Source organism: Nocardiopsis aegyptia (genome assembly GCF_013410755.1).
GTDB lineage: Bacteria > Actinomycetota > Actinomycetes > Streptosporangiales > Streptosporangiaceae > Nocardiopsis > Nocardiopsis aegyptia.
Genome location: NZ_JACCFS010000001.1, coordinates 4,823,438 through 4,842,299, shown reverse-complemented (window position 1 = coordinate 4,842,299; position 18,862 = coordinate 4,823,438). Strand labels below are relative to the sequence as shown.

At 73.0% G+C, this 18,862-nt stretch carries 13 protein-coding genes; 6 read left to right on the top strand and 7 right to left on the bottom strand.

Going from position 1 to position 18,862, the window contains the following annotated elements; translation table 11 throughout:
* Positions 1–241: 241 nt before the first annotated feature.
* Together HNR10_RS21670 and HNR10_RS21665 are read right to left on the bottom strand one after the other, a co-directional pair.
* The gene (locus HNR10_RS21670; protein WP_014908913.1) at positions 242–529 is read right to left on the bottom strand and encodes a WhiB family transcriptional regulator; all 288 of its coding nucleotides are present in this window, start codon (positions 527–529) and stop codon (positions 242–244) included.
* A gap of 236 nt (positions 530–765) precedes the next feature.
* Positions 766–2,217, bottom strand: a complete 1,452-nt coding sequence (locus HNR10_RS21665) for a hypothetical protein (protein WP_179826382.1) — start codon at positions 2,215–2,217, stop codon at positions 766–768.
* 244 nt (positions 2,218–2,461) lie between these two features.
* On the opposite strand from HNR10_RS21665, the gene cofD reads away from it, so the two are divergent.
* The 4 genes from cofD to HNR10_RS21645 all read left to right on the top strand — a co-directional run bounded on the left by cofD (position 2,462) and on the right by HNR10_RS21645 (position 9,501).
* The gene (gene cofD / locus HNR10_RS21660; protein WP_179826381.1) at positions 2,462–3,442 is read left to right on the top strand and encodes a 2-phospho-L-lactate transferase; all 981 of its coding nucleotides are present in this window, start codon (positions 2,462–2,464) and stop codon (positions 3,440–3,442) included.
* On the top strand, positions 3,439–4,734 hold the full coding sequence (locus tag HNR10_RS21655) for a coenzyme F420-0:L-glutamate ligase (RefSeq protein WP_179826380.1): 1,296 nt from the start codon (positions 3,439–3,441) through the stop codon (positions 4,732–4,734). The genes cofD and HNR10_RS21655 overlap by 4 nt, the downstream gene beginning before the upstream one ends.
* Before the next feature lie 882 nt (positions 4,735–5,616).
* On the top strand, positions 5,617–6,870 hold the full coding sequence (locus tag HNR10_RS21650) for a glycosyl hydrolase family 18 protein (RefSeq protein WP_179826379.1): 1,254 nt from the start codon (positions 5,617–5,619) through the stop codon (positions 6,868–6,870).
* Positions 6,871–7,131: 261 nt separating this feature from the next.
* Positions 7,132–9,501, top strand: a complete 2,370-nt coding sequence (locus tag HNR10_RS21645; RefSeq protein WP_179826377.1) for a chitinase C-terminal domain-containing protein — start codon at positions 7,132–7,134, stop codon at positions 9,499–9,501.
* A gap of 59 nt (positions 9,502–9,560) precedes the next feature.
* On the opposite strand, the gene HNR10_RS21640 is transcribed toward HNR10_RS21645, so the two are convergent.
* Entirely contained in the window at positions 9,561–12,188 is a 2,628-nt protein-coding gene (locus HNR10_RS21640; protein WP_179826375.1) for a bifunctional FO biosynthesis protein CofGH, read from the bottom strand.
* Positions 12,189–12,297: 109 nt separating this feature from the next.
* On the opposite strand from HNR10_RS21640, the gene HNR10_RS21635 reads away from it, so the two are divergent.
* Positions 12,298–13,272, top strand: coding sequence for a lysylphosphatidylglycerol synthase domain-containing protein (locus tag HNR10_RS21635; protein ID WP_179826374.1), 975 nt, complete (start codon positions 12,298–12,300; stop codon positions 13,270–13,272).
* Here HNR10_RS21635 and HNR10_RS21630 read toward each other — a convergent pair.
* Genes HNR10_RS21630 through HNR10_RS21615 form a run of 4 tightly spaced genes read right to left on the bottom strand, consistent with a single transcriptional unit; the run spans position 13,269 to position 17,741 of the window.
* On the bottom strand, positions 13,269–13,586 hold the full coding sequence (locus HNR10_RS21630) for a hypothetical protein (RefSeq protein WP_179826371.1): 318 nt from the start codon (positions 13,584–13,586) through the stop codon (positions 13,269–13,271). The two genes, HNR10_RS21635 and HNR10_RS21630, sit on opposite strands and share 4 nt — an antisense overlap.
* Before the next feature lie 8 nt (positions 13,587–13,594).
* A complete protein-coding gene (locus tag HNR10_RS21625; protein ID WP_179826369.1) occupies positions 13,595–14,722 on the bottom strand; it encodes a glycosyltransferase family 4 protein in 1,128 nt (375 codons plus the stop codon).
* Entirely contained in the window at positions 14,719–15,651 is a 933-nt protein-coding gene (locus HNR10_RS21620) for a glycosyltransferase family 2 protein (protein WP_179826367.1), read from the bottom strand. The genes HNR10_RS21625 and HNR10_RS21620 overlap by 4 nt, the downstream gene beginning before the upstream one ends.
* A 14-nt stretch (positions 15,652–15,665) precedes the next feature.
* A complete protein-coding gene (locus HNR10_RS21615) occupies positions 15,666–17,741 on the bottom strand; it encodes a hypothetical protein (protein ID WP_179826365.1) in 2,076 nt (691 codons plus the stop codon).
* Positions 17,742–17,884: 143 nt separating this feature from the next.
* On the opposite strand from HNR10_RS21615, the gene HNR10_RS21610 reads away from it, so the two are divergent.
* Entirely contained in the window at positions 17,885–18,673 is a 789-nt protein-coding gene (locus HNR10_RS21610) for a TIGR03089 family protein (RefSeq protein ID WP_179826363.1), read from the top strand.
* Positions 18,674–18,862: the final 189 nt, after the last annotated feature.

The window sequence follows — 18,862 nt, the reverse complement described above, 5'->3', positions numbered from 1 at the left end:
CGGCGGTCGGCGGGCGCGTGAGCGCGCCGGAGGCGGCCCGCCGGGGGCGAGCCGGGACATCACGATACGCCACCCGGCACCATTCGGGACCTATTCGGCGCAGCCGCCCCCGGCCCGACCATAGGGGGCATTTCGCACCAGTGGTGCGTTCTGCGCAATGCGATCGTTCTCCACGAACACCCCGAACATGAAGAACGCGCGCCCGGGCTCATGGCCCGAACGCGCGTCTTCGCGTCAGCTCCTACAGCATGTCCGCCAGGAAATCGAAATCCCCTCCGGCGGCTTTCTTCAGCCTTCGGCGCTCACGCTCGGAGAGTCCCCCCCAGATACCGAAGCGCTCATCGTGCTCCAGTGCGTATTCCAGGCACTCCGCACGTACCTCGCACGACTGGCAGACCTTCTTCGCTTCCCGGGTCGAGCCGCCCTTCTCGGGGAAGAACGCCTCCGGGTCGGTCTGCGCGCACAGGGCACGTTCCTGCCAGCCCAGATCTTCATCCGAGCCGTGCGCCAGCGGGATGACCTCGCTCATGCGCACCTCCTGTTGCCCCCCATAGATGTCCCCGGCCCTTTTCGTCCCCCAGGCCGGGTGGAATCCCACCTTGAAATTACACGTGGCCGCGTGACCGATAGTCAAGCGCCCTGCGTGGTAATCCACTGAATATCATGTAACGAACCGCCAACGGCGGCTCCGCGATGTCCGTTCTGCGGATTACCACGCAATTCACGGCCTTCCAAGGCGGCGGGAGCGTGGAGCCCCGTACGGGGTCAGCGCCGCTCTTCTCCGCCGTACCAACTCTGCTGGCCCCCGGTACCGCTCTGTCCCTGCTGGTCAGAGCCGTAGCCGGAACCGGAGCCGTACTGGCCTCCGTAGGACCCGCCCGCCTGGCCGGCCGCGTCGGTTCCGTTGTTCTCACCGGAGTTAAAGAAAGGTTCAACTCCGCCGTCGGCCGGAGTGTCCTGCGTCTGACCGGCCTGGTCCGCGCCCTGGTACCAGCCGTACTGGATCGCGTCCTGGGCGGCCTGCTCACCGGAGTTCTGGGCCGCGTCGGTGCCCGGCTGACCGCCGTCGTAGGACTGCGGCGCGTACTGGGAGGGGTCGTAGGCCGCGTACTCGCCCTGCTGCTGGGCCGCGGCGTCGGTGCCGTACTGCTGGCCGTAGGCCTGCTGGGCACCGGTCCCGTACTGCTGACCGTACGCGGCCTGCTGCTGGGCCGCCGCGTCATAGGCCTGCTGCTGACCCGAGGCGTCGGTCCCGTACTGCTGACCGTACGCCGCCTGCTGCTGCGCCGCCGCGTCATAGGCCTGCTGCTGACCCGAGGCGTCCGTACCGAACTGCTGGCCGTAGGCCTGCTGGGCACCGGTCCCGTACTGCTGGCCGTACGCGGCCTGCTGCTGGGCCGCCGCGTCATAGGCCTGCTGCTGACCGGAAGCGTCCGTACCGAACTGCTGGCCGTACGCCGCCTGCTGCTGCGCCGCCGCGTCGTAGCCCTGCTGCTGACCGGAAGCGTCCGCGCCGTACTGCTGGCCGTACGCCGCCTGCTGCTGCGCCGCCGCGTCGTAGCCCTGCTGCTGGCCGTACGCCTGCTGGGCGCCGGTCCCGTACTGCTGACCGTAGGCGGCCTGCTGCTGACCGGTCTGCATGGGGTCGGCGCCGGTCTGGGTCGGGTCGCCCGCGGCCGGCTGAACGGGGTAGCCGGGCTGGGCGAAGGACTGCTGGGCCCCCGTCGCGGGCGGGTAGGCCTGCGGGTTGTACTGCGGCTGCTGCGACTGCTGGGGCCGCGGCACCAGCTCGGGGTTGTTGAAGACCTTGAGCAGGACGAAGCCGAGCAGGCCGAGCACGGCGCCGTGGCTCAGCGTGGAGAACATGGAGGCGAAGCCGAAGCCGGCGTTCTCGGCGCCGATGAATCCCGTGATCAGTCCGATCAGCGCGAACAGCAGCCCGACACCGACCATGATCATCGCGGTCACCACGACCGGGGCCGCGGCGGCGCGCGAGCGCTGGTCGGTGACGACCACGGCGACCGCGGCCGCGACCAGGAGGACGATCCACACTCCGTAGAAACCGGAACCGGCACCGCTCATCGCGGACGCGAACGTCCCGGGGTAGCTCGACCCCGCGATCATGCGGATGAGACTCGCCAGCATGGAAGCGCCCGCGGCTCCCAGGAGGATCCAGGCCCCCAGCGGGCGCAGGCGGTCTAGTGATTCGGTGTTCAAGAGAGGTTCCCCTCTGCTGCTTCGCCGTCGCGTCGGTGAAAGCTTGGCATATCGTCGGTCGGTCAGATGAATCGACCGGATCCGGACAGAACCTGGGGACACCGGGCACCGGTCGACAGAATGAGATGGCGGCCGGGGCGGCCGGGTTCACGAAGTCCCGGCGCCAGATCGGTCACACCTGTGTCGCGCGCCCACGGCGGGGCAGACGACCCATACACGCCACCAGCCTGCCAGACTTGGACGCATGCGGATAGTCGTACCGGCCGGCGGTATCGGCGGCGCACGTTTCCTTCGCGGCCTCAAGGCGGCGCTGGGAACGGACGCACCTGCCCCCGAAGACCAGACCACAGGCAGCAGCATCACCGTCATCGGCAACACCGGTGACGACATCACCCTGTTCGGACTGAGGATCTGTCCGGATCTGGACACGGTGATGTACACCCTCGGCGGCGGCATCAACGAGGAACAGGGGTGGGGCCGCACCGACGAGTCCTTCACCGTCAAGGAGGAGCTCGCGGCCTACGGGATGCAGCCCACCTGGTTCGGGCTCGGCGACCGGGACACCGCCACCCACATCGTGCGCGCGCAGATGCTCGCGGCGGGCTACCCGCTCTCCGCGGTGACCGAGGCCCTGTGCGACCGCTGGCGGCCCGGTGTGCGCCTCCTGCCCATGACCGACGACCAGGTCGAGACGCACGTGGTCGTCGACGGCGGCCAGGGCCGCCGGGCCATCCACTTCCAGGAGTGGTGGATCCGGCACCGCGCCGCCCTGCCCGCGGAGCAGATCGTCAGCGTGGGCGCCGAGTCGGCCAAGCCCGCGCCCGGGGTCCTGGCCGCGATCGCCGAGGCGGACGCGGTCATCCTGCCGCCGTCCAACCCCGTCGTCAGCGTCGGTTCCGTCCTCAACGTCCCCGGGATGCGCGAGGCCATGGCCGACAAGACCGTGGTGGGCGTCTCGCCCATCATCGGCGGAGCCCCCGTCCGCGGCATGGCCGACGCCTGCCTGAGCGCGATCGGCGTGGAGACCTCCGCGGGCGCGGTCGCCGAGCACCTGGGCGCGGACCTGCTCGACGGCTGGCTGGTCGACGAAGCGGACGCCGGTACCGCCGTCGAGGGGATCGAGGTCCGCTCGCGGCCGCTGTACATGACCGGGCCGGAGGAGACCGAGGCGATCGCCCGGGCCGCCGTCGACCTGGCCGTCGAGCTCGCGGGGACGGACCGGTGAGCGCCCGCGTCAGCGTCCGCGGACTGGACGGCATCCCCGAGGTCCGCGAGGGCGACGACCTGGTGGCGCTGGTCGCCGAGGCCGTCGCGGCCTCCGGGACGCCGCTGGCCGACGGCGACGTGCTCGTGGTCACCTCCAAGATCGTCAGCAAGGCCGAGGGCCGCTCCCGCCGGATGGACCGCGAGGAGGCCATCGACGCGGAGACCGTGCGCGTCGTGGCCCGCGCGGGCCGGACCCGGATCGTGCAGACCCGCCAGGGCCTGGTGATGGCCGCGGCCGGCGTCGACGCCTCCAACGTCGAGCCGGGCACGGTGCTGCTGCTGCCGGAGGACTCCGACGCCTCCGCCCGCGCCCTGCGCGCGGGACTGCGCGAGCGCCTGGGCGTGCGGGTGGGGGTCATCGTGTCCGACACCTTCGGCCGCCCCTGGCGGGTGGGACAGACCGACGTGGCCATCGGGGCCGCCGGTGTCGTCCCCGTCCAGGACCTGCGCGGCACCGCCGACGCGCACGGGAACGTGATGGAGGCCACGGTCAACGCGGTCGCCGACGAGATCGCCGGCGCGGGGGAACTGGTCAAGGGCAAGACGAGCGCGGTCCCGGTCGCGGTGGTCGGCGGGCTCGGCGACCTGGTCACCGAGGAGGACGGCCCGGGTGCGGCGGCCATCGTGCGCCCGGCCGACGCGGACCTGTTCCGGTACGGCTCGCGGGACGTGGTCCCGGCCCGCCGCACCGTGCGCTCGTTCTCGGACCGGCCGGTCGACCCGGCCGCCGTGCGCCGCGCGGTGGCCACGGCGGTCACGGCGCCCGCGCCGCACCACACCACGCCGTGGCGGTTCGTGCTCGTGGAGTCGGCGCACACGCGCAAGCGCCTGCTGGACGCGATGCTCCAGGCGTGGGTGGCCGACCTGCGGGCCGACGGGTTCTCCGAGGAGGCCATCGCCCGCCGCACCCGGCGCGGCGACGTGCTCCGGGAGGCGCCCTACCTGGTGGTGCCGTTCCTCGTCGCGGACGGCGCCCACCCCTACCCCGATGAGCGCCGAGCCGCGGCCGAGCAGTCGATGTTCCTCGTGGCAATGGGCGCCGGGGTGCAGAACCTGCTGGTCGGACTGGCCATGGAGGGCCTGGGTTCGGCCTGGATCTCCTCGACGATGTTCTGCGCCGACGTGGTGCGCGAGGTGCTCGACGTCCCGGCCGAGTGGCGGCCCATGGGTTCGGTGGCGGTCGGGCACGCGGCCGAACCGCCCCGGGACCGGCCGCCGCGCGACCCGGAGGACTTCATCGCCGTCAGGTAAGGGAGGGGTTGGGGTTGGGGAGGGTTCGGGTTGGGTTCGGGGCGAGGGCTCGGGTGCCCTATGCCGGGTCCTTCGTCGTCGCCTGCGCCTGCGCTCGTTCCTCGCTCCGGCTTGGCTCCTCCTGCAGGCACCGGCGCGCCCCTCACCCCTGTGCTTTCATTGGGCCTCCGCTCGTTCCTCGCTTCGGCCCGGACAGACCCCCTGTGGTCCCCACGAGCACGTCGCTCACGTCAACCCCCCAGGGGTTCACGCAGACCCGCACGTGCACACCCACTCCCCAGCGCCTCCGAAGGCACACACGCGCACGGTCAACCCTGAGTGGTTGCCGCGAGCGGAACCGGTCACGCTCAACCCCCACGGCTCCGAAGGCGCGAACGCGCAAGCCCAACCCGCTGTGCCTGAGGGCCAGCCGGTTGAAGCTGAACGAGAGCGGCCTACGTCCACCCGAGGGGGGTAAAGGTAGGCCGTTCAGTGTTGGGGACCCCTGGGGGGTTGAAGCCTCTACAGGTGAGGGGACCGCTGGGGGGTTGGCTCGGGGCGCGCCCGTGTTCTGCAGGAGGAGACGGGGCCGCAGCGAGGAACGAGCGGCGGCCCCAAGAAAACACAGGAGGGCGCCGACGCGTCCTGGAGGGCCTGGAGGTGCACTCCCGAGGAACGAGGGAGCGCACCGGAAGGACCGAAGGACGCGTCTTCCGGGCGCACGAGCACGGGCCAATGCGAGGAACGAGCGGAGGCCCCAAAAGGCAACGGGCAACTTTCTTTACCATTTCCGTTGACGCAGCCGGAACACAACTCTAAGGTTTCCTAACAATTAGCGTGGCCTCCGCGCCTCCCCCACAACGACGCATCGTCTCCCCGCTCGATGACAGGAGCACGCCCCCCATGCACGAACATCGTCGTACCCCCCGCCGACGCGGCACCATCGCCGCCCTGCTCGGCGCGGGAGCCCTCCTGGCCTCCGCGCTGGTCGCCGGCGCCGGGCAGTTCGCCCCCACCGAGATCGAGCCCGTGGCCGACACCGAGACCGCCCAGCAGTCCGCCCCCTGGCTGACCGGCTACTGGCACAACTTCGACAACGGCTCCAACGTCCTGACCCTCGGCGAGGTCCCCAGCGCCTACAACCTGGTCGCGGTCTCCTTCGCCGACAACCACCCCTCGCTCGACGGCGGCATCACCTTCAACCTCGCCAGTGCCGAGCTGGGCGGCTACACCGACCAGGCGTTCCGCGACGACATCGCGGCCGTGCAGGCCGAGGGGCGCAAGGTCATCCTCTCGGTCGGCGGCGAACGCGGACACGTGTCCGTCACCAACGCCACGCAGGCCCGCAACTTCGCCGACACCGCGTTCGCGCTGATGCAGGACTACGGCTTCGACGGCATCGACATCGACCTCGAACACGGCATCAACGCCCAGTACATGAGCAGCGCGCTGCGCGACCTGAGCTCCCGGGCGGGCTCGGACCTCATCCTGACGATGGCGCCGCAGACCATCGACTTCCAGAGCCCGGACCGCGAGTACCCCAAGCTCGCCTCGGAGATCTCCGACATCCTGACCATCGTCAACATGCAGTACTACAACTCCGGCACGATGCTGGGCTGCGACGACCAGGTCTACAGCCAGGGCACCGCCGACTTCGTCGCCGCTCTGGCCTGCATCCAGCTGGAGATGGGCCTGAGCCCGGACCAGGTCGGCCTGGGCCTGCCCGCGACCCCCTCCGCCGCCGGCGGCGGGTACATGGCGCCGACCGAGATCGTCAGGGCGCTCGACTGCCTGGAGGCCGGCACCAACTGCGGGTCCTTCTCGCCCACGACCCCCTACGGCCCCATCGGCGGCGTGATGACGTGGTCCGTGAACTGGGACTCCACCAACGGCTACGCGTTCGCCGAGACGATCTCCGCCCGCCTGGGCAGCGGCCCCGGCGAGCCCACGGACGAGCCGACCGACCCGCCCACGCAGGAGCCGACCGACCCGCCCGCGGACTGCGACGCCCCCGCCTGGGCCGCCGGATCCGTCTACACCGCCGGTGACACGGTCTCCCACGAGGGCACCGTGTACCGCGCCAAGTGGTGGACGCGGGGCGAGGAGCCCGGCACCACCGGCCAGTGGGGTGTCTGGGAGACCGTCGGCGCCTGCTGACGCCCCGACCGCGCCCCCTCCCGGCGGCCCGTCACCGCACTCCCGACCGTGACGGGCCGCCGCTGCCGGGGCGGAGCGCCGCGACCCGGGCGCTCCGCCCCGCCTCCCCCGCTCCCCTCTCCCCTCCTCGTCGGCGGACGCCCCGGCACGTCCCGCCCGGCCCCGCGTGCGAGGAGGACCGGATCCCCTCCACCCGTCCCGCCCCGGACGGCCCCCCGGCGTGCCCGCAACGGCCCGCCGAGCCCCGCGAAAGGCTCCCCCATGCCCTTCTCCCACCATCCCCCCGGACCCAGGGCCGGCACGGCCCGGTGGGCCCGTGCCCTCGGTTCCGCCGCCGCCGGACTGTGCGTGGCCGCGAGCGTGCTCTTCACCGCGCCGACCGCCCACGCCGCCCCGCAGGCACCACCGGCCCAGCCCACCGAGGCGGCGGCCGAGAGCGACTGCCGTCCCGACGGCCTGTACCGGACACCGGGTGTGGACGTCCCCTACTGCGACGTCTACGACGCCGACGGACGGGAGCGGCTGCCCAACGGCCTCGACCGGCGGGTGATCGGCTACTTCACGAGCTGGCGCAACGGCTCCAACGGCCAGCCGTCCTACCTCGTCGACGACATCCCCTGGGACCGGATCTCGCACATCAACTACGCCTTCGGGCACGTGGACGGCGACAACCGGCTCTCCGTCGGCCCCGACGGCCCCGACAACCCGGCCACCGGGATGACCTGGGACCGCCCCGGTCTGGAGCCGGACCCCGAATTCCCCTACGGCGGCCACTTCAACCAGCTCAACAAGTTCAAGAAGGACCACCCCGGGGTCCGGACGCTGGTGGCCGTGGGCGGCTGGGCCGAGACCGGCGGCTACTTCGACCCGAACGGCGAGCGGGTGGACTCCGGCGGCTTCTACTCGATGACCACGACCTCCACCGGGGTGAACCACGCGGGGATCGAGACCTTCGCCGACTCGGCCGTGGAGTTCGTGCGCGAGTACGGGTTCGACGGCCTCGACATCGACTACGAGTACGCCACGTCCAACGACGGCGCCGGGAGCCCGGACGACTACTGGATCTCCGACCAGCGCCGCGGTCTGCTCTGGGAGGGCTACGAGGAGCTGATGCGCGTGCTGCGCGAGAAGCTCGACGCGGCCTCCGCCGAGGACGGCACCTACTACCAGCTGACCGCCGCGGTCCCCTCCTCCGGCTGGCTGCTGCGCGGCCAGGAGGTCCACCAGGTCGTGCGGTACCTGGACTTCGTCAACATGATGACCTACGACCTGCACGGCACGTGGAACCACTTCGTGGGGCACAACGGGGCGCTCTACGACAGCGGTCTCGACCCCGAGCTGTCGGACGTCTACGGCGCCTACAACGGCATCGGCTACCTGAACGCCGACTGGGCCCACCACTACTTCCGCGGCGCGATGCAGGCGGGCCGGATCAACCTCGGGCTGCCCTTCTACACCCGGGGGTGGAAGGACGTCGAGGGCGGCGAGAACGGCCTGTGGGGCACCGCCGCCCTGCCCGACCAGAACCAGTGCCAACCGGGCACCGGCGTCACCGTGCCCTGCGGCGACGGGGCGGACGGGATCGACAACCTCTGGCACGACAGCGACCCCGTGACCGGCGGCGCCATCGCGGCCGGGGCCAACCCGATCTGGCACGTGCTCAACCTGGAGAACGGCGTCGTCGGCGACTACACGGACGACTACGGGGTCACCGACGGCCTGGAGGGCACCTACACGCGCCACTGGGACGAGACCACGCGGAACGAGTGGTGGTGGAACCCCACGACCGACACGTTCCTCTCGGGTGACGCGGACCGGGCCACCAGCGCCAAGGCGGACTACGTGGCCGAGACCGGACTCGGCGGCGTCATGATCTGGGAGATGGCCGGCGACTACTCCTACGACGAGGCCGCCGGGCAGTACGAGATGGGCGACACCCTCATCACCGGCCTGCACGAGAGGCTGAGCGACGCGGGTCCCTACGGGGCGGCCAAGGCCGAGACCGCCGCGCCCGCGCAGGTCCTGGACGTGGACGTGGACTTCGGCGGATTCGCCCTGGGCGACAACAACTACCCGATCACCCCGGACGTGACGATCACCAACAACTCGTCCGGGGACATCCCCGGGGGTTCGACGATCACCTTCGACTACGGCACCTCGGCCCCCGGCAACATGAGCGACCAGTCCGGCATGGGGCTGACGCACGTGCAGGTGGGACACGACCGGGGCGACAACGTCGGCGGCCTGGACGGCGACTTCCACCGCGTGGAGCTGACCGTCCCGAGCTGGCAGAGCATCCCGGCAGGAGGGTCGCTGGACTTCACCCTCAGCTACCGCCTGCCGATCGCACAGCCCTCGAACTTCCGGATCGGGATCGGCGGCACGGAGTACGCCATCACCTACGACCACCCGCGCGAGGGCACGCTGGTCGACGCACCCGACCCCGGGGACGGCGGCGGTGGCGGCGACCCGGCGGACTGCGACGCCCCCGCGTGGACCACGGGCACCGCCTACACCCAGGGGGACACCGTGACGCACGGCGGCGCGGCCTACCGGGCCAAGTGGTGGACGCGCGACGAACCCGGCACCACCGGGGAGTGGGGCGCCTGGGAGCACCTGGGAGCCTGCTGATCCCGCACGTGCTGAGGGGGCGCGGCGCCGCGATCCGGCGCCGCGCCCCCGCGTCGTCCTCAGACCAGGGGCAGGGACGGCCGCAGCACGCTCGCGGCGACGCCGTCGCTGTCCTCGGCCACGCGGCGCCGCTCCTCGGAGACCTCTCCGTAGAGCGTCGTGCGCTGGCGCAGAGGGCGACCCGTCGGCTCGACCAGGGCGCGGATGTCGGTGATGGTCTTGAACGACCCCTGCCCCGAGCCCGCCATCCGGCTGATGGTCTCCTCCATCAGGGTGCCGCCCACGTCGTTGACCCCGCCGCCCAGGAGCTGCCGGCAGGTGTCCTCGGCCAGCTTCACCCAGGAGCACTGGATGTTGTCGATGTGCCCGTGCAGCAGCAGCCGGGCCAGGGCGTGCACCGCCCGGTTCTCCCGGACCGTCGGGCCCGTGCGGGCCAGCCCGGCGAGGTAGATGGGCGCGTTGGTGTGCACGAACGGCAGCGGCACGAACTCGGTGAAGCCCCGGCGGCCGTTGCGCTGCACCGAGCGCTCCTGGAGGGAGCGCAGCAGCTTGATGTGCGACACCCAGTGCCGCGGCGAGTCGACGTGCCCGTACATCATGGTCGACGTCGTCGGGATGCCCAGGTCGTGGGCGGCCGTGATGACGTCGATCCACTCGCGCGCGGGCAGCTTGCCCTTGGTGAGCACCCACCGGACCTCGTCGTCGAGGATCTCCGCGGCCGTGCCCGGGATCGAGCCGAGTCCGGCCTCGCGGGCGCGGGTCAGCCACTCGCGGATCGGCAGGTTCGTCCGGGAGGCGCCGTTGACGACCTCCATCGGGCTGAACGCGTGGACGTGCATGTCCGGCACGCGGTCGCGGACCGCCCCGGCGATGTCGAAGTAGGCCGTCCCGGGCAGGTCCGGGTGGATGCCGCCCTGCATGCACACCTCGGTGGCGCCGGCCTTCCACGCCTCCTCGGCGCGGTCGGCGACCTGGTCCAGCGAGAGGGTGTAGGCGTCGGCGTCCGTGCGGCGCTGGGCGAACGCGCAGAACCGGCAGCCGGTGTAGCAGACGTTGGTGAAGTTGATGTTCCTGGTGACCACGAAGGTGACGTCGTCGCCGACCACGTCGGCGCGCACCCGGTCGGCCAGTCCGGTGAGGGCCTCCAGCTCGGGGCCGTCGGCGTGCAGCAGGGCGAGGGCCTCGTCGTCGCTCAGGCCCGCCGGGTCGGCCTCGGCGCTGCGCAGGGCCGCCGCGATGTCGGGGTCGAAGCGGCGCGGCACGGCGCCCTCGCGGTCCACGCCGGCCCGCAGCTCGTCCCAGTCGCCGTAGACGGCGTCGAAGTCGCCGCGCCGGTCGCCGGTGCGCCCCTCGGTGTCGATCCCGGTGTGCAGGTCGGTGCGGCCGGAGTCGACCAGGACCGCCTCGGGCTCCTGCCAGGGCCGCCCCACCAGGGGCGCGTCCTCCACCGCGAGTCCGGTCTCGGGGTCGGCCAGGGCCGCCACGTGCGCGGCCACGCGCGGGTCCAGCCACGGCTCGCCCGCCCGCACGTACTCGGGGTAGGCGGTGAGGCGCTCGCGCAGGGTGAAGCCCTGGGCGGCGGTGCGCTCGGCCAGGTCGTCGATCTGGGGCCAGGGGCGCTCGGGGTTGACGTGGTCGGCGGTCAGCGGGGAGACACCGCCCCAGTCGTCGATGCCCGCGCGGAGCATCAGCGCGTACTCGTCCACGCCGCCGGACTCGGCGCCGATGAGGTTGGGCGGGGCCTGGATGTGGGCCTTGGGCCCCATGACCAGGCGGGTGACGGCGATGGCGGCGGCCATCCCCTCGCGCTCGGCGTCGGGGCGGTGCATCATCGCGGTTCCGGGCTTGGCCCGGAAGTTCTGCACGATGACCTCCTGGATACCGCCGTAGCGGCGGGCCACGCCCCGGATCGCGAAGATCGACTCGGCGCGGTCGGCGACGGTCTCGCCGATCCCCAGCAGGATGCCGGTGGTGAAGGGGACGTTGGAGCGGCCGGCGTCCTCCAGGGCGCGCAGCCGTACGGCCGGGTCCTTGTCGGGGCTGCCGTAGTGCGCCTGGCCCTTCTCCGTGAACAGCCGCTTGGAGGTGGTCTCCAGCATCATGCCCATCGACGGGGAGACCGGCTTGAGCCGCTGGAAGTCCGACCAGGTCAGCACCCCCGGGTTGAGGTGCGGCAGGAGGCCGGTCTCCTCCAGGACCATGATCGCCATGGCCCGCACGTAGGACAGGGTGTCGTCGTAGCCGTGCGCGTCCAGCCACTCGGCGGCCTGGCTCCACCGGTCCTCGGGGCGGTCCCCGAGCGTGATGAGGACCTCCTTGCAGCCCATCTCGGCGCCCCGCCGCGCGATGTCCAGGACCTCGTCCGGGGACATGTAGGGGGCGTCCAGGCGCCCGGGCACGGTCGCGAACGTGCAGTAGTGGCAGCGGTCACGGCACAGCCGGGTCAACGGGACGAACACCTTGCGGCTGTAGGTGATGACGCCGGGGCGACCGGCGGCCTCCAGCCCGGCGTCGCGCACGCGGCCGGCGTGGTCCAGGAGTGTCTCCAGGTCCTCGCCCCGGGCGTGCAGGAGCACTTCCGCCTCGGAGACGTCCAGGGTCTTGCCGTCCCGGGCGCGGGCGAGGGCCCTGCGCATCGCGGACGCTGTCGGGGAGGAGCCGGGGGCCGGGTCGTTCGCACCACTCATAACGGCCCACCCTACGCGTCCCGGTTCTCGGACCGACGACGGCATGCGGTGATGTGTCCGATGGCCCCACGACCGTCCCCCGCGCGGGGCGGTGGACTAGTGTGGCCGGGTGCTGAGTCGGCTGCGCGGTAACCGGTGGGTGCGCCTGGCGCTGCTCGTGGTGGTGTTCGCGTGCGCCGGGTGGGCGCTGCGCGCGCACTGGGCGCAGGCGCGCGAGGCAGTGGTCGACCTGCCCCTGTGGGCGCTGCCCGCCGCGGTCCTGGCCGGGATGGCGGGGCTGACCGCCCAGATGCTCGCCTGGCGGTCGCTGCTGGGCGGGCTCGGGTCCCCGCTGCCGGTCCCGGTCGCGGCGCGGATCATGTTCGTCGGCCAGCTCGGCAAGTACCTTCCCGGGTCGGTGTGGGCGTTCGTCGCCCAGGTCGAACTGGCGCGCGACCGCGAGGTCCCGCGCACGCGCGGTGCCGTCGCCACCCTGCTGGCCGTGGCCGTCACGGTCGCGGTGGGTCTGGCCGTGGCCGCGGTCGCCCTGCCCCTGGCCTCCGACGGTGCCGCGCGGCGCTGGTGGTGGGTCCTGGCCGCGGCCCCGGTCCTGCTGGCGTGCCTGCATCCGCGGGTGCTGGGGTTCGGCGTCCGTACGGCGGCGCGGCCCTTCCGGCGCTTCCGGGAGGTGGCCGAGGCGGGCCGGATCGACGTGCGCGGGCGCGCGGTGGCCGCCGCGGTGGGCTGGACCGTGCTGGCGTGGGCCCCGCTGGGCGCGCACGCGTGGCTGCTGACCTGGGCGGTGGGCGGGGCTCCGCTCGCCTCGGTCGGCCCGGCCGTGGGCGGGTACGCGCTGGCCTGGACGCTCGGACTGCTGGTGGTGTTCGCCCCCGCCGGGCTGGGCGTGCGCGAGGCGGTGCTGGTGGTGGCCCTGGCCCCGGTGGTGGACGCGGGCGCCGCGCTCGTGGTCGCGGTGCTCTCGCGCCTGGTGATGACCGTGGCGGACATCGCCTGGGCCGGCCTGTCGGTGCTGCTCTCCCCCGCGCCGGCGGGGGCCGGCACCGCGCCCGAGAGCGCACCGGACCTGCCCGGCCGTCCCGACTAGGTCCCGCCGGTCCGGCCGGTCCGGGAGCCGTCGTCGCCGTAGAAGCGGCCCCGCTCGCACAGGGCGTCGATCCGGGCGTTGTCCTCCTCGCTCAGCTGTCGGTCCATCGCCGCGCTGAGCAGGCCCCGGGCGCGGGACAGGCGCCGGGCCACGTCCCAGTCGGCGACGAAGGTACCGACAGTGTGCTCGTCGGCGGTCCCGGAGGCCAGGCGCGATCCGAGCCGGTCGAGGGAGACCACGAACTCGTTCAGGTCCCGCAGAACGGCGACGGCCTCGTCGAGGGGCACGCGGATCTCCCGGGGCGGCACGTCCATCGGCCCGCTCAGGCCTTGAGGAGGCGGTCGGCGTAGTCCCGCCAGTACGGGTCCGGGTCCACCGGCCGCACGCCGGCGCGCAGCCGTTCGGCCTCTCCCGGGGTGTACAGGGCGGTGAGCGCGCGGGCCAGGTCCGCCGCGTCGCCGGGCTCGCACAGCAGCCCGTCGACGCCCTCGCGCACGTGGTCGGCGAGGGTGCCGGCGCGCGTGGCCACGACGGGGACGCCGTGCTCGTGGGCCAGCCACACGTTCTGAGTGGCGGTGGCCGTCCGGTAGGGCAGGACGACGGCGTCGGCGGAGGCGAACAGCCCGGGCAGCTCCGAGGCCGGCACGTAGCCGTCGCGCAGCCGCACGCGGTCGGCCACGCCGAGTTCGCGCGCCAGGGCCGCCAGGTCGTCGGTGCCGCCCCAGAACTCGCCCGCCACCGTGAGCGTGACGTCGTCGGGCGCGCCGTCGGCCAGGGCCCGCAGCAGCAGGTCGACGCCCTTGTACGGCCGGACGATGCCGAGGAAGAGCAGGTGCCGCCGCTCGCCCGGGGGACCCTGGACGGATCCGCCGGTGTCGGGCAGGTGCGGGGGCAGCGGGGCCATGGCGGGGCGCGGACGCTCGGGGCCCATCAGCCCCTCGGCCAGGTGCGCCTGCTCGGGCGAGTGCGTGAGGACGCCGTCCACGCGGCGCAGCAGCGCGCGGGTCAGCGAGACGTCCACGGCGCGGCGCTCGTGCGGCAGCACGTTGTGGCACAGGGCGGTGATCTGCGTCCCCGTGTCGAGGGAGCGTGCGCCGGCGAGGATGGCGAGGTAGGCGGGCACCTGGACCGGGGAGAAGAGGGTGAGCACCACCAGGTCGGCCTCGCGGGCCAGCCGGCGGCCGGTCCGCCACCAGCCGTCCGGGCGGTACCAGGCCAGGCCGTGCCGCGTCCCGGGGTGGGGCGTGCCCTCCTGCTCGTCGACGGTCTGCGTGCCCGGGTAGAGCGCCGCCGGGTACTGGGCGCGCCAGGACTCGACCGCCACCTCGTGGCCCAGCGCGCTGAGCCGGTGGGCGAGCTCGGTCGTGTGCCGCGCGCCGCCGCCCTTGTACGGGTGGGCGGGGCCCACGAGGGCGATACGGGCGAGCCGGGGCCGGTCCGTCCCCGTCACGCGCTCTCCCGGGACCGCACGATGAGGTCGGCCAGCAGCGCGATGGCGGCGATGATCAGCCCCGTCATGAGGATCATGACCGTGTTGTTGGGGATGTAGAGCGGGTGGCGCACCTGGTCGAAGACGAACTTGGCCGCGCCCAGCCCCAGCAGCGCCAGCGACGGCGGCATGAGCACCTTGAGCGGGTTGAAGTACATGACCATGCGCAGCACCTGGAGGATGTACCGGTAGGCGTCCCGGACGAAGTGGAACTTGGAGGTCCCCGCGCGCTTGGCGTACTCGATGGGCACGTACTTGACCGGGTGCTGGTTGGACAGGAACGCCAGCGTGATGGTGGTGACGCAGGAGAACCCGGGCGGCAGCAGCCGCAGGTACGGGCGGGCCACGTCGCGCCGGAACACGCGCAGGCCGGAGTTGAGGTCGGGGATGCGGGTGTTGGTGAGGCTCTCGGCGATCTTGCGGATGGCCCACTTGGCCGGCACGCGCAGCGCCTTGTGCGTGCCCATCTCCTGGGTGCGCGCGCCCACGACCTGGTCGACGCCGGGTTCGTCGTCCAGGATCGAGACGAGTTCGGGGATGCGCTCGTTGGGGTAGCTCATGTCCGCGTCGGTCCACACGACGTACTCGCCGCGCGCCCGCTGGCTGCCGATCCGCCGGACCGTGCCCGAGCCGCCGTTGTGGCCGAAGGCGATGATCCGCATGTGCGGGTAGTGCGCCTCGGCGTCGCGCAGGCGGGCGAGGGTGTCGTCGGTGGAGGCGTCGTCCACCGCGAGCAGCTCGTAGGTGTGGTCCGAGGCGTCCATGGCCGCGCAGATGCGCTTGACCTCGTCGATGACGTGCTCCTCCTCGTTGAAGCACGGAAGGACGATGGTGACGCGCACGGGGGCGTCCTGTTCCTGGGCTGAGGCGTCGCCGCCGGCCTCGCTCATGCGCTGTCCATATCTCACTCGACGGGGATCACGACGACCCACACACTGCCACGGAAGGTCCAGTGGCCGGTCGGGGGCTCCATGAGGGTACTCGGATCCATGGCGGCGGTCACGTCGAAGGGGCGTTCGAGCGGAGCGCCCTCCCCGGCGACCGCCTGGAGCGCTTCGGCCCGGGAGGCGGCGAGCACGGCGTCACGGCCGCGGGAGTGGATCTGCGCGACCACCCGCTGGGCGTCCGCAGGGGTGGGATCGGTCAGCTGCGCGGTCGGCACGCCGCACACGTTGCGCAGCAGCGGCATGTAGCCGCCGGCCATGTCGGAGTCGACCACGACGACCGAGGAGTCCGGCGGTAGCGCGTCGCACAATCGGTGGGTGGCCTCGACGGTCCCCACGTCCTGGCGGTAGCCCATGACTCCGTTCGCGGTGACCGCGGTGGGGACGACCATGACCCCCACGGCGAGCACGGCCACCACGACCGGTATCGCGTGGACGGGGGCGGGCCGGTCCCGGACGTCGTCGATGGCCGCGCAGTAGCGCGTCAGCCAGGCGGCGAACCAGACGGCGAGCAGCACGAACGCGGGGATGACCAGGACGATCAGCCGCCGGCTCGCCCAGGGGTGGTCGGGGGTGATGGCGGGCCGGAGCAGGGTCGTGGCGACCGTCCACAGCAGCACCATCAGGGGCAGCACCCACTGCGGGTCGCGCCGCTGTACCACCCGGCGCAGCAGCAGCGCCACGCCCAGGGAGGCGAACAGGACGGTGCCCAGCCCGACGTACCAGCCCACCCAGTACAGGCTCATGTCGTAGTAGGTCCGGCTGCCCTCCACCGGCAGCCCCTCGCGCTCCTGCACGTAGGCGACCCAGTGGTCGGTGAAGTCGCTGCCGTGGCCGTAGTCGGGCCACAGCAGGGGGCGGATCGCGAAGCCGACCATGACCAGCAGGGCCAGTACCGCGACGGCCGTCGGCAGCCATCGCACGCGCTCCACCCGCGGGACCCCGGACCGCCACAGGGCCGCCGTGGCCACGACCGTGACGGCGACGACGGCACCGGAGATGAGGAGCAGCGGGTCGAGGGAGTCCTCCAGGTACTCCAGGTAGGGCCGGGACAGTCCGAAGCCCGCGTACAGGCCCAGGCCGACTCCGACGGCGAGCCCGCCCAGCAGCGGCAGGGCCTGGCCGCGCCGGGCGAGCAGCAGCAGGCCGACGAAGCCGACGACGGGCAGCAGGTCGCGCAGCACGTCGATCCGGACCACCAGGCCCAGGCCGAAGGAGAGCCCGGCCGCCGCGGCCAGGGTGTGGGCGCCGGACCAGCGGTCGGTCAGCGCGGTGCGCCGGGCCAGCGCGTCGTAGGCCAGGACCAGGCCGCCGAGCAGGAGGATCTGGGTGACGGGCTCGCTGTAGGTGAAGCGGCTGACCCACTGCTGGGGCAGGCACACCGCCAGGACCAGCGCGGCGAGCGGGGCCCAGCGGGGGCCGACGAGGCGGGCGGCGAGCCCGCCGAAGGTGAGCACGCCCAGCGCGCCCAGGACCGGGGTGGTGACGAGCATCCCGGTGAGCCCGCCGAGCCAGTAGCCGATGGAGGTCAGCAGCGGGGCGCCGGCCATGAACTGGGGCCAGATGACGTCGTCGCGCTGGTACTGGGCCAGGCTCTGGTAGCTCAGCGCGGCGTCGTCCCCGGCGATGAGGTCGCGCTGCTGCGGGATCGGCAGGTACCCGTTCTCCGCGATCCAGGCCGTGTACATGGCGTAGGAGGCGGGGTCGCGGCGGATCACCAGCGCCTCGGCGTGGTAGGCGATCTGGACGACGGCGAAGGCCACGGCGATCGCGAGGACGAGCACGAGCGCGACCACGGACCACACGTCGTCGTCCGTGCCCGCCGCCCCGGGGCGCCGGGGGGCGGGCTCGGGGATCAGCCGCGGGACCAGCGCGCAGGCGGCGACCACCGCGGGCACGCCGACGATCCCCGCGGCGACCGGCGTGAACGCGCCCAGGGCCAGCAGCGGGAAGGTGACCAGGAGCCACGCGGAGACGGCGATCGCCGGCAGCGCCGTGACACGGGCGAGGAGGAGTCGGCCGGGGGGCATGCGCATGGGGCAACTCTGGCAGCTCCGGCACCGCAGTGCACACCCCGGCCCGACCACGAAGGGAGCCGTGGCGGGAGCCGTGCCGGACACCGTGGCGTGGCGCCGCGCAGGGGGGTGAGCCTCCACGGAACACGCCCTAGGGTGACGGTATGTCCGAAACTCCAGCGCAGCTGTGGCGCGCCCTCGTCTCCGCCGACCCGGCGCGGCCGTTCGTCACGTCCTACGACGCCTCCGGTGCCCGGGTCGAGCTCTCCCGCGCGACCTTCGACAACTGGGTCTCCAAGACCGCCAACATGCTCGTGGACGGGTTCGGCGCGCAGCCCGGCGACGGCGCGGCCCTCGCCCTGCCCGTGCACTGGCAGTCCCTGGTGTGGGCGGTCTCGTGCTGGTCGGTGGGCGCCGTGGTGGTGCCCTCGCCGCGGGGCTCCGTCGCGCGGGGCACGGCCTTCGCGGTGGCCGGTGCCGACCGGCTGGAGGAGGCCGTGGACGCCGGCGCCGACGAGGTGTTCGGCACCTCCCTGCACCCCCTGGGCCTGCCGCTGAAGCACGTCCCGGAGTGGGTGGTCGACTACTCCGTCGAGGTGCGCGGCCACGGCGACCACTTCGCGGCCTACCCGATCGACGCCGCCGAGCCCGCGTTGAAGGGCGACAGCGTGCACACCGGCGCGGAACTGGCCGCCGTGGGCCGCGACCGCGCCGCGGAGTGGGGCCTGACGGGCGAGGACCGGCTCGCCGTGCTCCTGGAGCCGGACGCGCCGCTGTCCGCGCTCGGCGCGTCCCTGGACCTGCTGCTGGCCGCCCTCGCCTCGGGAGCGCCGCTCATCCTCACCCCGCCGGAGGCGGACGACCTGGCCGGGCGGCTGCGCATGGAGAAGGCCACCGCCCTGACCGCCCCCGAGGGCGAGGCACCGGACCTCCCGGGCGTCCGCCGCCTCTGAGGGAACGGCCCGGGGGCGCGGGCGGCCCGCTCCTCCGTCCCGGCGCGGTCGGGGTCGGCGGCGCGGCGCTGTGGTCCGGGTGCACGGGTCTCTCCCCGGAATCCGAGGGGACCCCAGGCTGGTTCTGGGACCCGGGCGCCCCCGCCAACGGGAGAACCGCCCCGAAGGCCCCTCGGACGACTCCGTGAG